Source organism: Azonexus sp. IMCC34842 (assembly GCF_050368855.1).
Lineage (GTDB): Bacteria > Pseudomonadota > Gammaproteobacteria > Burkholderiales > Rhodocyclaceae > Azonexus > Azonexus denitrificans_A.
Genome location: NZ_CP178449.1, coordinates 4,289,562 through 4,301,358, shown reverse-complemented (window position 1 = coordinate 4,301,358; position 11,797 = coordinate 4,289,562). Strand labels below are relative to the sequence as shown.

Sequence of the window (11,797 nt, the reverse complement as noted above, 5' to 3'; positions counted from 1 at the left end):
CCAGCCTATTGGCTGCGCACGTCGCCGTCGACGTAGAACCAACGCCCAGCCTCACGGATGAAATTGCTGATTTCGTGCAGCCGGTGGCCGCGCCCGGCGACCCGGTAGCGGGCAACGAACTCGACGGTGGCGTGGCTGGCGTCCGGCATCTGCCGCCCTTTGATCTCCAGGCCCAGCCACTTGGTAGCGCTTTCCTCGGCCAGGCCCAGCGCGGCGGGCCGGGTCGAGGCATGCCAGGTGGCCAGCAGATAAGGCTCCAGGCCGAGCACGTAGGCACTGTAGCGCGAGCGCATCAGCGCCTCGGCGCTCGGCGCATCGATGGTTCCGGCGTGTAGTCCACCGCAGCAGCCGGCGTAGGGCTTGCCGCTGCCGCAGGGACAGACGTTCACGGCGTTTCGACGACTTCGCCGCCGAGCGCCTCGACCAATTGCGGCAGGAAGCGGACGAATTCGCCGGTCATCAGCGCGAAGTCGGCATCGAATTGCTCGTCGGCCCGTTCGGCGCTCTTTTCCGCTTCTTCCTTGAGCAGGTCGAGGAAGGCCAGGCGTTTGACTTCGAGCTTTTCCGACAGGACGAAGGAAATCCGGTTATCCCAGGTGAGCGCCAGGCGCGTCGGCAATTTGCCGCTGGCCAGGTGAGCCTTGATCTCGCCGCTGATCTCGTCGCCGTCGAGCGCGTGGCGGACATAGCGGACCGCCGCCTTTTCCTCGCCGGCCGCCTTCAGTTCGCAGTCGCGGTCGATGGTAAAGCCGGCCGGTGCATCGCCGCCGGCCAGCCAGTCGGCCATCGCCGCTTGCGGCGAAATCTGGGTATGCAACATGGTCAGCGGGAATTCGTCGAGGCAGTGCCGCAGGTGCTCGATGACTTCCTCGGCCTTGCCCGGACTGCCGGCATCGACGCAGAACCAGCCGTTTTGCGGATCGATCCAGACGAAGGTCTTGCGGCGGCGGGTAAAGGCGCGCGGCATCAGTTCTTCGGTGACCCGTTCGCGCAGCTCCTTCAACTGCTTGCGGCCGGGGGCATAGCCCTGCTGGGCTTCGATCGCCTCGGCCCGCTCCTTGACCTCCTCATTGACCACCGACGAGGGCAGCAGGCGCTGCTCGACGGCCAGCGCCACCAGCCACTGCTGGTTTGACGAGTAGACCAGAGCGCCATCCTGGCGCGGCGAAACCCAGCCGCGACTCATCGGCTGATTGCTCGGGCATTTGACGAACGGGGCGCGCGCCAGTTGTTCCTCGAACTTGGCAAGATCGATGTTCCACGGCGTCGGTAAACGGTAAAGCTGAAGATTTTTGAACCACATGGCGAAATACTCTGAATGGGAATGCGCCGCAAAATACGGCAGTGAAAAACAGAAACCTCCACCATCGGCAAACAGTCGCTGGCAGAGGTTCGCTACCGGCCCCGGAAAGGAGCGCGGAAAATTTATTTCTTGGTGCCGGCTCCGCCGGTCTGGCCGACCATGAATTCGACCGCCGCACGGACTTCGGCGTCGCTCAGATTGTCCAGGCCGCCACGCGCCGGCATGCCCTTGTGGCCGCCGATCGCCGACTTGACAAGCGGCGCGACGCCGTTGGCCAGACGCGGTTTCCAGGCCGCCATGTCACCCAGCTTCGGGGCGCCATTCTTGCCGCTGGCGTGGCAATCCTGACAGCGCTCCTCGACCACCAGTTGGCCGGAACGGGTTTTCGGCGAACTGTAGGCCTTGTTCGTATCGGCCGCCTGGCCGCCGCTCACCATGTAGCCGACGGCACGGCTCATTTCGATATCGGTCAGCGCGGCCTGGCCGCCGTGCGCCGGCATGTTGCGGACACCGGCAATGGCGTTGGTCGTCAGCTTGTCCAGACCCTTGGCGGCGCGCTGCGCCCAGGCGGCCTGATCGCCGATCTTCGGCGCGCCGTCCTTGCCGGTCGCGTGACAGGCCACGCAGACCGAATCGACCACTTCCTTGCCGCTCCGTTCAGCGGCTTGCACCACGGTCGAGGCGAGCAGCAGCGTGGCGAACTGCACAAAAAACATTTGTTTGAACTTCATGATTACCCCTGTTTTATTGATCGATATCAAGCGGCATTTTACGCAAACCGCCTCGGCCGCTTGCTTACTTTTTTGCGGAAAATCACGTCCCAGACCCCATGTCCGAGACGCAGGCCGCGATTCTCGAACTTGGTCAGCGGTCGATATTCGGGGCGCGGCGCGAAGCCGTCGGCCGAATTGGCCAGCGTCGGTTCGGCGGAGAGCACTTCCAGCATCTGGTGGGCGTACTCTTCCCAGTCGGTGGCGCAGTGGAAATAGCCACCCGGCTTGAGGCGCGAGGCGAGCAGCGCGACGAAGGGCGGCTGGATCAGCCGGCGCTTGTTGTGGCGGGCCTTGTGCCAGGGGTCCGGGAAGAAGACATGGACGCCGTCGAGCGAGCCTTCCGGCAGCATGTCGCGCACCACTTCGACCGCGTCATGCTGGCAGATGCGCAGGTTGCTCAATTGGCGCTCGGCAATCTGCTTGCACAGCGCGCCGACACCCGGCACGTGCACTTCGACGCCGAGATAATCGTTGTCGCGATTGGCATCGGCGATCTTGGCGGTGGTTTCGCCCATGCCGGTGCCGATTTCGAGGATCTTCGGGTTGTTCCGGCCATAGACCGCGGCCAGGTCGATCGGCTGCGGCGCATAGACCAGGCCGATTTTCGGCATCATCTCGGCGTAGTAATTTTCCTGCGCCGCCGACATCCGGCCGGCCCGCCGGACGAAACTCTTGATGTGGCCGTAGCCTTCGCGGCCTTCGGTATAGGTCCCGTCGCCTTCGGCGACGCTCGGTTGAATCAGGGGGGTATCGCTCATGAGCCGATCAGTCCGGAAGTCGGCGACGAAGGGTCGGCCGAGTAATATTTGCGCGCCATACGGCCCGCCAGGAAAGCCTCGCGGCCTGCTTCGACGCCTTTTTTCATGGCGCTGGCCATGAGTACCGGGTTCTTGGCGTGGGCGATGGCGGTATTCATCAACACGCCGTCGCAGCCGAGTTCCATCGCGATCGCCGCATCGGAGGCGGTGCCGACGCCGGCATCGACGATGATCGGCACCTTGGCGTTGTCGATGATCAGCCGCAGGTTCCACGGATTGACGATGCCCATGCCGGAGCCGATCAGCGAAGCGAGCGGCATCACCGCGACGCAGCCGATTTCCTCGAGCATCTTGGCCTGGATCGGATCGTCGGCGCAGTAGACCATCACCTGAAAACCGTCCTTGACCAGCGTTGCCGCAGCTTTCAGGGTTTCCGGCATGTTCGGGAAGAGGTTGGTCGGATCGCCAAGAACTTCCAGCTTGCACAGCGGATGCCCGTCGAGCAGTTCGCGCGCCAGGCGCAGCGTGCGTACCGCGTCGTCGGCCGTATAGCAGCCGGCGGTATTCGGCAGGATGGTGAACTGCGCCGGCGGCACGGCGTCGAGCAGGTTGGGCTGCCCGGCGTCCTGGCCGATATTGACGCGGCGGACGGCGACAGTGACGATCTCGGCGCCGGAAGCATCGAGCGCCGCCCGCGTTTCTGCGAAATCCTTGTACTTGCCGGTACCAACCAGCAAACGGGAACGGTACGCCTTGCCGGCGATGGTCAGTTGATGCATTCGTTAGGATCCAGTGGTTAGGAGTTAGCGGTTAGTAAGAGCGCAGGAGGGAGAAGCGAAGGAGGACCACGCGATCCTCGATCCTGAATCCTCGATCCTAGCCGCCCCCCACGGCGACGACGATTTCGAGTTGGTCGCCGGTGGCCAGCGCGGTCGAGCCGTGCTGGCTCTTCGGGACGATTTCGCCGTTACGTTCGACGGCAATCCGCTGGCCGGCGTAACCGAGCTGACCGATCAGGCCGGCAACGGTAAGGGCTTCTGGGAACTGGCGGACTTCGCCATTGATCTTGAGTTCGAGCATCCGCTTATTCTACCAAGCGCGACCATCTGCCGAACCAGGGAAATATCGCCGCTCGCCGATTCCGCGCCGGGTCGCTGGCCAACCTGACTACGAGCGGATCTCCGGTATTGCCCGGGGGCCGGGCGAAAGCTAAGATGCCTGATACCGTACAACCAGCGAGGCACGCATTGGATAGCCAGAAAACCCGTGGCCAAGGTCTCGCTTTACGCTTCGACCCGGCAAGCCGGACGCTGATCGCCAGCATCGCCCCTGAAGCCGATGCGGAACCGATCGACGAACCCTGGCTCCGCGAGCAACTGGCCGAACAGGGGTATGGCGCCCTGCACTACCTGCCGGAGGCCGCCACCGCCTTGCTCGGCAAATACAATTCCGGCGAAACGGCCGAACTGAAGCTGGCCGAAGCGCTCGATGCCACGCTGCGGGTCGCCATCACAGCCAACGGCCTCGAAGCCCGCGTCGACATCGGCGCAGCGCAAGGCGGCAACGCCGTGACGCGCGCCGCCGTCGTTGCCGCACTGGCCGCCGAAGGCGTGACCGCTGGCCTGCTCGATGCCGCCATCGCCGCCGTGGTCGCCGCCGTGGTCGCCGCCGGCAGCGCCTGTGGTGAGGTCGTCGCGCGCGGCACGCCGGCCGAAGATGGCGCCAATGGCCGACTGGAAGCACTGATTCCGCAAGCCCGCGACCGGCAGCCGCATGAAGACCTGAACGGCCATATCGACTATCACGATCTCGGCGACATTCAGGTGGTCCATCCCGGCGACGCGCTGATGCGCCGCCACCCGCCGACGCCCGGCGTCGACGGCCGGACCTTGCTCGGCCAGACGATCCCGGCCAAGCCGGGCAAGGTCGTCAAGTTCGCCAGCAAGTTGCCGGGCACCGATTTCGCCGTCGGCGACGACGACCTGCTGCTCGCCGCGATTACCGGTCAGCCGGTCGTCGTCAAGAACGGCATGGCCGTCGAGCCGATCTACAAGATCAAGCAGGTCGGCTCGGCCAGCGGCAACATCAATTTCGACGGCAATGTGGTGATCAGTGGCGACGTCGATGCCGGGATGACGGTCTGCGCCAGCGGCGACATCGAAATCGGCGGCGTCGTCGACCTGGCCACGCTGGAAGCCGGCGGCAACATCGTCGTCAAGGGTGGCGTCATCGGCTCGCTGGTCCATGCCGGCAGCGGCGAACACCACGTCCGCTGCGGCGGCAGCTTCAATGCCACCTATGCCCAACAGGCGGTGATTGAAGCCGGCGACAGCATTTTCATCGACGACATGGCCTTGCAGTGCGAACTATCGGCGCTCAACCACATCACCGTCGGCCACAAGCAGCGCGGCCACATCATCGGCGGCTCTGCCAAGGCGATGCTGTCGATCACCGCCAAGGTCATCGGCTCGCCGAACCAGGGCCACACCCGCCTCGAAATCGGCGCCAATCCGCAGATGCGCGCCCAGCAACAGGCCCTGCTGCATAAACGCGACGAGCGCAACACCCAGCTCGGCGAACTCGGCAAACTGCTGACCTTTGCCGGAAAGAACCCCGGCAAGCTGGCCCCCGACGTGGTCAACAAGGCGCGGGCGACGGCCATGGCCCTGGCCCTGGAAATCGGCGAACTGAACGAAGCGTGCACCGCCATGGAGCAGAAGATCGAACTGTCGCAGCACGCCCGCGTGATCGCCGAACAGGCGCTGCACGAGGGGAGCGATATCCATCTCGGCCGCTACCACTACCGCACGACCCACGAGCACGGGCCATGCACCGTCGGGCTCAACGAAGAAGGCGTGTTTGGTCCGCTGTAGACCGAGGCGCTGCGCCGCGCCTAGTTGGCCGGGCCGCCGAGATCCAGGCCGCGCGGCTTGCGCGGCGCCTTGACGAACAGCCGGTCGTAAAGCCAGTTGGGCAGGGCGCGCAGCACTTTGGCGACGATGCCCATCTGCCACGGGATCACCGTATAGCTCGTGCCGCGCGCGATGGCTGCGGCAAAGCGTTCGGCCGCCTGTTGCGGCGGCATTAAGAACGGCATTTTGTAGGGATTGAGCGCAGTCATCGGCGTTTCGATGTAGCCGGGCGCAATGGTCACGACCTGGATGCCGTAGGGCCGCATTTCCAGACGCAGGCTTTCCAGGTAGGCGATGGCCGCCGCTTTCGAGGCCGAATAGGCCTCCGCCCCCGGCAGGCCGCGGATGCCGGCAACCGACGCGATGCCGACCAGGCGCGGCGCGCCGCCCGCCGCCTTGAGGGCCGGGATGAACGGGGCAAAGGTCGCCGCCAGGCCGAACACGTTGATATCCATCACCCGCCGGAAGACTTCCAGATCGGCCTCGTACTCGGTCAGTGTCCCGGCCGACACCCCGGCGCTGGCAATGATGATGTCCGGCGCGCCGAAGCGCCTGACAAAGTCGGTGGCCGCCGCGTGCACGGCCGGCGCATCGCTGACATCCAGCGCGTAGCAGGCGTGACGCCCGCCGAGCCGTTGATTCAACTGGTCGAGCCGGTCGCCCCGGCGCGCTGCCAGACCGAGCGTCGCGCCCTGTGCCGCGTAGTAAACGGCAAGCGCCTCGCCGATACCCGACGAGGCGCCTGTGATGAAAACCTTCAGAACCAATTACTTCTTGCCGGACTTCTCGCTGCGCGCCTTGGCAACCAGCTTGTCGGCGATGGCCAGCTGATCGGCGAAATCCTTGCCGCCGACCATGAACTTGCCGTCGATGGCCAGTGCCGGGACGCCCTGGATCTTGAAGGCCTGGGCCTGCTGATCGGCGCGCTTGACCTTGCTCATCACGCCGAAGGAGCTGAATGTCTCGGTAAACTTCTTGGCATCGACGCCGCGCTTGCTCACCCACTCGACCAGCGTGCGCTCTTCGAACAGATTGACCCGGTCCTGATGGATCGCCTTGAAAACATCGGCTTCGAGGCGGGCCAGATCACCGGTGATTTCCAGCGTGAAATAGAGCTTGGCGATATTCGCCCAGGCGCCGCGACCAAAGGTCACCGGCACTTTCTTGAATACCACGTCGCCCGGCAACTTGGCCGCCCAGGCCGTGACCAGCGGGTTGAAGTCGCTGCAATGCGGGCAGCCGTAGCTGAAGAATTCGAGGACTTCGATCTTGGCCGCGTCGTCGGTCGGCTGGACCGGCGAAATCAGCGTGTAATCCTTGCCGACGCTCTGGGCTACAGCCGGCATGGCAACGGTCAATGAGGCGCCAAGCGCAAGAATGGCGGAGATAAAACTGCGGCGGGGAAACTTCATGCGTTACTCCTATTTTGATAGCTGGGCATCGATGCCGGATTTGGCAAGCTCGGCACGCACTTTGTTCAATTCATCGATCTTCATGTAAGGACCAACCCGAACCCGGTAGAGCGTCTTGTCCTGAATCATCACCTGCTGGACAACCGCCTCCACTCCCATAAACGCAAGCTTGGCCTTTTGGTTGTCAGCATCCTGCGCCGTACTGAAAGAACCGGCCTGGAGGAAGAGCGGCGTCTTGCTTTCCTTGCTCTCCTCTTTCTTTTCTTCCTTCTTTTCTTCCTTCTTCGGCGCTTCCTGCTTGGCCTCCGGCTTAGCGTCCGGCTTGACCTCCGCCTTGCCGGCCTTCTCCGGTACGCCATCGGTCTTGCCGGGGAGAATGTCGTAGAACTGGAAGCGTTTTTCCGGAATCGGGTCACCCGGCTTGCCGGGCAGCGCCATCGGCTGCGCCGGCTGGGCGGCGGCATTCTGCGGCGCCCGGCCGTTGGCCGGCAGTTGCACCTGCTTGTTGAAGGGCAACGGCGAATTGTTCAGGTACCAGACCACGCCGGCCGCAATACCGACCCCGAGAACCAGGCCGATGAACATCCCGATCAGCGTGCCGCCGCCGGATTTCTTCTTGGCTGGCTGGCTCTTGCGGGGTTTCATGTCACGACTCATCGTCATTCTTTCCTTACATCGATTCCGGGCAGCTGACGCCCAGAATGGCCAGGCCGTTACGGATTACCTGACGGACCGAGGCGGCCAGGGCGACACGGGCATCGCGCAAGGCCGAATCATCGACCAGCATGCGCTCGGCGTTGTACCAGCCGTGGAAGTCGCCGGCCAGATCCTTCAGGTAGAAGGCGATCAGGTGCGGCGCCAGTTCGCGGGCGGCGTTGTCGATGACTTCACGGAACTCGGCCAGCTTGTTGGCGAGAGCCAGTTCGCGTGGATTGTCGAGACGGGTCAGATCGCTTTCGGCCAGCGTCGCGAAATCGCCGCTCCACTGATTGATCACCGAGCAGATCCGGGCATGCGCATACTGGATGTAATAGACCGGGTTTTCGTTGGTCTGGCTCTTCGCCAGATCGAGGTCGAAATCGAGGTGCTGGTCCGACTTGCGCAAGGCGTAGAAGAAGCGGCAAGCGTCGTTGCCGACTTCGCCGCGCAGTTCGCGCAGCGTGACGAAGTCGCCGGAACGGGTGGACATCGAAGCCTTCTGGCCGTTGCGGTAGAGCACCGCGAACTGGACCAGCGCGACCTGCAGCTTGGCCGGATTCAGGTCGAGCGCCTTGATCGCACCGTTGACCCGGGCAATGTAGCCGTGATGGTCGGCGCCCCAGATATTGATGACCTTGTCGAAACCGCGCTCGAACTTGTTCAGGTGATAGGCGATATCGGAGGCGAAATAGGTATACAGGCCGTTTTCGCGCTGCACGACGCGGTCCTTTTCGTCGCCGAAAGCCGTCGACTTGAACCAGCGGGCGCCGTTCTGCACGTACAGATGGCCGTTCTTTTCGAGCAGATCGACGCAGCGGGCGACCAGGCCGGTGTCGAACAGCGCCTGTTCGGAGAACCAGACGTCGAAATGCACGCCGAATTCTTCCAGATCGTCGCGGCAGTCGGCCAGTTGTTCGGACAGCGCGTGCTGATGGACGTAGGTCCAATCGGCGCCGAGCAAGGTCTTGGCATTGGCGATCAGCGCATCGAGATGCTGGTCGCGCTGGCGCTTGGCCTCGTCGTCGGCCCGCTCGGCCTCGGGCAGGCCGGGCGTCCCGGCGAGCACATCGGCGGCTTGGCGGACGAATTTGGCGCCATGCGCCGCCGTCATCTGCTTGGCCATTTCGCGGACATAGTCGCCCTGATAGGCATTGGGCAGGAATGGCACGGCAACAGCATGCTGCTCGAGATAACGCAGCCAGGTCGACAGGCCGAGAATATCCATCTGGCGGCCGGCGTCATTGACGTAATACTCGCGCGTCACATCCCAGCCGGCAAAGGTCAGCAGATTAGACAGCGAGGCACCGTAGGCGGCACCGCGGCCGTGGCCGACGTGCAACGGCCCGGTCGGGTTGGCCGAAACGAATTCGACCTGGACCTTCTGCCAACCGCCCTGCGTGGACCGGCCATAGCTCTCGCCTTCGGCCAGCACGGCACGCACGACATTGATCTTGGCCCGTGCATCGAGCGTGAAGTTGATGAAGCCGGCCCCGGCGACTTCGGCCTTGCTGACCAGAATGGATGGCGGCAACTCGGCGACCAGCTGCTTGGCGATGTCGCGCGGATTCTTCTTCAGCGCCTTGGCCAGTTGCATTGCCAGGTTGGTGGCGAAATCGCCATGCGTCGGATCGCGTGGCCGTTCGAGTTGAATCGGGGTATCGGTTGCCGTGGGTGCAACACTGGCCAGCGCCTGTTGCAGAAGGGTGGTCAGCTGGGATTTAACGTCGTGGGCCATTGATTTGAGGCGAAAAATTCGAAGAGCGCGATTATACGCTGCCGAAGCTTAGTTAATTGGCGGGGCGACAATTGCCGACCAGGCCGCCAGCTTGTCGGTATAACTCAGCGCGGCGTGCGCCGGGCTGGTCGACGGCAGGCGCAACAGCCGGCGTGGCGGAGCCTTCAGGCCGGGCAGAACGAGACGGCGAAAGCTCGCTTCGGCGGCCCCGCCATTGAAGAAGACATGGTCGATGCCAGGGTGCGCCGCGAAAAATGCCGGGAAATCATTCGGGCGGACCGTCGCGCCGACAATATCGGCATCCAGACTGCTTTCCCGCTCGCAGGCGGCAATTACGTCCCACAGCGCGACGCCGGCCGCCGTCAGTTTTTCCAGGCGGGCCGGGTAGGACAGCTCCGGCCCGGCGCCGAGCAGGTCGCCCATGATCCGCCAGAAGGCATTGCGTTGATGGGCGTAATACTGATCGGCCTGCAGCGATGCCTTGCCGGGCATGCTGCCGAGAATCAGCAGGCGGGCGTCGCCCGCTGCCACCGGCGCAAAACACCGGATCAGCGCCATCGGTCGGGAACGGGCTCAGCCGCCGACAACGCGGTTCTTGCCGGCCCGCTTGGCCGCATACATCGCCTGGTCGGCCCGCCGGATGGCGTCGCTGCCGGTTTCATCCGGGCTCAGTTGGGCGACGCCGGCGCTGAAGGTGATCAGGACCTTTTCCTTGCCGGACAGGAAGAAAGCCTTGGTCAGCTCGCGCTGCAAGCGGGTCATCGCCTCGATACCCTGTTCGAGCACGGTATCCGGCATCAGGATGACGAACTCTTCGCCGCCATAGCGGGCCAGCGTATCGCTCGGGCGCATGCATTGACGGGCGACTCTGGTCAGGTGCACCAGCGCATGGTCGCCCACGTCATGCCCGAGGCGGTCGTTCAGCCGCTTGAAGTTGTCGATGTCGAGCAGGCAGATCGATAGCGCCGTCCCCTTGCGCCACATCCCGGCAATTTCACGCGCCAGCGCCTCATCCAGCCCCTTGCGGTTGAGCGCGTCGGTCAGCGGGTCGTGGCGGGCCAGCGCACTGGCGTTGTCCAGTTCAAGGTGCAGCTGGACCAGCTCGGCTTCAGTCGCCAGCACCCGCTCTTGCAAGCTCTGCAACTGTAGACGGGAATCCGACGTTCCCTCGGCCATTGACCGGGTCGCCGTAATGACATCGTTGAGCAAGGGCGCCAGATCCTCGATCCGCTTGACGTTCGCGATGGCCCTGGCACTTGCTTCGATCTTGCCCTGGAAAACCGTGCTCGACTCGTTGATCGCGGCCAGCCGCTCGATGAAGGCGGCCAGCATCTGGCGCATTTCCTCCTGTGCCTCGAGCGAGCGGTGCTTGGCCTCGCTCTGCTTGACCATCACATCGCGCAGACGCCGCCCCATATCGTCGAGATGGCGCAAGGTCAGCGGCGGCTGGACGACGGCCAGCAAGCCATCGACCTGTCCCTTGAGCCAGCTGTCATCGAGGCTGAGCTCGCCGACATTTTCGATGATCAGGCGCAGCAGGTTGAGCAGGGAGTCCTTGATCTCGACCTGCTCTTCGGCGGCAAACAGCGCCTGCTGACCGAGGCTGGCCAGCCGGCTCTGAATCTCGGCAAGATCGACCGGCGCCTGGCGCAGCGCCTGCAGCAAAGCGGCGGCCAGTTCGCCGACCCGGTCATTGTCGGCTCCCAGGGCGGGCAGAACATTTTCGACGAAGCTCGCCAGCTTGGCCAACAACTCCAGCGGCAACACCTGCAGCGCCACCGGTTCGGCATCGTCTTTGCCCCCCCCGGCATTGCCGGCCCCGACGAAAGCAAGCACGGCTTCCTGCACCCCCAGCCAACTGCGCCGCCCGATCGCTTCATCGAGGCGGATCAGCTGCTGGACCTGGGTATCGTTCCGGGCCGCCAGCAGCCCGGCGATCTGGCGCAGCGGCACATCCGGAAAGGGTGCGACATTGGGCAGATCGGCGATCTGGTTGTAGGACGCCTGGTAGTTGGCCGGCGTTGGCGGCAGATGGCTGGCCGCCAAGCGTTTCAGGGCTTCCCGCGCGATTACCGATGGGTTTTTGGGTTGATTCATCAAAAAAATCGTAGGAGTAAGCAGCAACACCTGAACTCGCCGGCTTCAGCAAAAACAGGGACAGGCCCGAGGACCTCTGCTGAAAGTTTATCCTAATGCCCGGACTGT

The 11,797-nt window shown here is 63.9% G+C and carries 13 protein-coding genes; 1 reads left to right on the top strand and 12 read right to left on the bottom strand.

Translation table 11 applies throughout. The features are described 5' to 3' along the window. Nucleotides 1-5: 5 nt before the first annotated feature. The 6 genes from ACLIKD_RS20575 to thiS all read right to left on the bottom strand — a co-directional run bounded on the left by ACLIKD_RS20575 (nucleotide 6) and on the right by thiS (nucleotide 3,914). Nucleotides 6-389 carry a YchJ family protein gene (locus tag ACLIKD_RS20575; RefSeq protein WP_428826496.1) on the bottom strand — a complete coding sequence of 128 codons (384 nt, stop codon included), beginning with the start codon at nucleotides 387-389 and terminating at the stop codon, nucleotides 6-8. Beyond that, nucleotides 386-1,303: a recombination-associated protein RdgC gene (locus ACLIKD_RS20570; RefSeq protein ID WP_226471779.1), complete on the bottom strand. Its 918-nt coding sequence runs from the start codon at nucleotides 1,301-1,303 to the stop codon at nucleotides 386-388. The genes ACLIKD_RS20575 and ACLIKD_RS20570 overlap by 4 nt, the downstream gene beginning before the upstream one ends. Before the next feature lie 122 nt (nucleotides 1,304-1,425). Further along, entirely contained in the window at nucleotides 1,426-2,034 is a 609-nt protein-coding gene (locus ACLIKD_RS20565) for a c-type cytochrome (RefSeq protein WP_428826495.1), read from the bottom strand. Nucleotides 2,035-2,072: 38 nt separating this feature from the next. Continuing rightward, nucleotides 2,073-2,834, bottom strand: coding sequence for a tRNA (guanosine(46)-N7)-methyltransferase TrmB (trmB, locus tag ACLIKD_RS20560; protein WP_428826494.1), 762 nt, complete (start codon nucleotides 2,832-2,834; stop codon nucleotides 2,073-2,075). Continuing rightward, nucleotides 2,831-3,613, bottom strand: a complete 783-nt coding sequence (locus ACLIKD_RS20555; protein ID WP_428826493.1) for a thiazole synthase — start codon at nucleotides 3,611-3,613, stop codon at nucleotides 2,831-2,833. Before ACLIKD_RS20555 ends, trmB begins: the two co-directional genes overlap by 4 nt. Nucleotides 3,614-3,710: 97 nt before the next feature. After that, entirely contained in the window at nucleotides 3,711-3,914 is a 204-nt protein-coding gene (gene thiS, locus ACLIKD_RS20550; protein ID WP_428826492.1) for a sulfur carrier protein ThiS, read from the bottom strand. A gap of 167 nt (nucleotides 3,915-4,081) precedes the next feature. Here thiS and ACLIKD_RS20545 point away from each other — a divergent pair, with 167 nt between their 5' ends. Continuing rightward, nucleotides 4,082-5,707, top strand: a complete 1,626-nt coding sequence (locus ACLIKD_RS20545) for a DUF342 domain-containing protein (protein ID WP_428826491.1) — start codon at nucleotides 4,082-4,084, stop codon at nucleotides 5,705-5,707. A 20-nt stretch (nucleotides 5,708-5,727) separates the two neighbouring features. Here ACLIKD_RS20545 and ACLIKD_RS20540 read toward each other — a convergent pair whose 3' ends face one another. From ACLIKD_RS20540 to ACLIKD_RS20515, 6 genes are read right to left on the bottom strand one after another with little or no spacing between them, the layout of a single operon-like run. Further along, a complete protein-coding gene (locus tag ACLIKD_RS20540; RefSeq protein WP_428826490.1) occupies nucleotides 5,728-6,513 on the bottom strand; it encodes an SDR family oxidoreductase in 786 nt (261 codons plus the stop codon). Further along, nucleotides 6,514-7,158: a thiol:disulfide interchange protein DsbA/DsbL gene (locus ACLIKD_RS20535; RefSeq protein ID WP_226417466.1), complete on the bottom strand. Its 645-nt coding sequence runs from the start codon at nucleotides 7,156-7,158 to the stop codon at nucleotides 6,514-6,516. A 9-nt stretch (nucleotides 7,159-7,167) separates the two neighbouring features. Beyond that, the gene (locus tag ACLIKD_RS20530; protein ID WP_428826489.1) at nucleotides 7,168-7,803 is read right to left on the bottom strand and encodes an SPOR domain-containing protein; all 636 of its coding nucleotides are present in this window, start codon (nucleotides 7,801-7,803) and stop codon (nucleotides 7,168-7,170) included. 25 nt (nucleotides 7,804-7,828) lie between these two features. Then, nucleotides 7,829-9,592 carry an arginine--tRNA ligase gene (gene argS, locus ACLIKD_RS20525; RefSeq protein ID WP_428826488.1) on the bottom strand — a complete coding sequence of 588 codons (1,764 nt, stop codon included), beginning with the start codon at nucleotides 9,590-9,592 and terminating at the stop codon, nucleotides 7,829-7,831. 48 nt (nucleotides 9,593-9,640) lie between these two features. Next, the gene (locus ACLIKD_RS20520; protein WP_428826487.1) at nucleotides 9,641-10,150 is read right to left on the bottom strand and encodes a DNA-deoxyinosine glycosylase; all 510 of its coding nucleotides are present in this window, start codon (nucleotides 10,148-10,150) and stop codon (nucleotides 9,641-9,643) included. A gap of 15 nt (nucleotides 10,151-10,165) precedes the next feature. Continuing rightward, nucleotides 10,166-11,689: a diguanylate cyclase gene (locus ACLIKD_RS20515; RefSeq protein WP_428826486.1), complete on the bottom strand. Its 1,524-nt coding sequence runs from the start codon at nucleotides 11,687-11,689 to the stop codon at nucleotides 10,166-10,168. Nucleotides 11,690-11,797 lie beyond the last annotated feature (108 nt).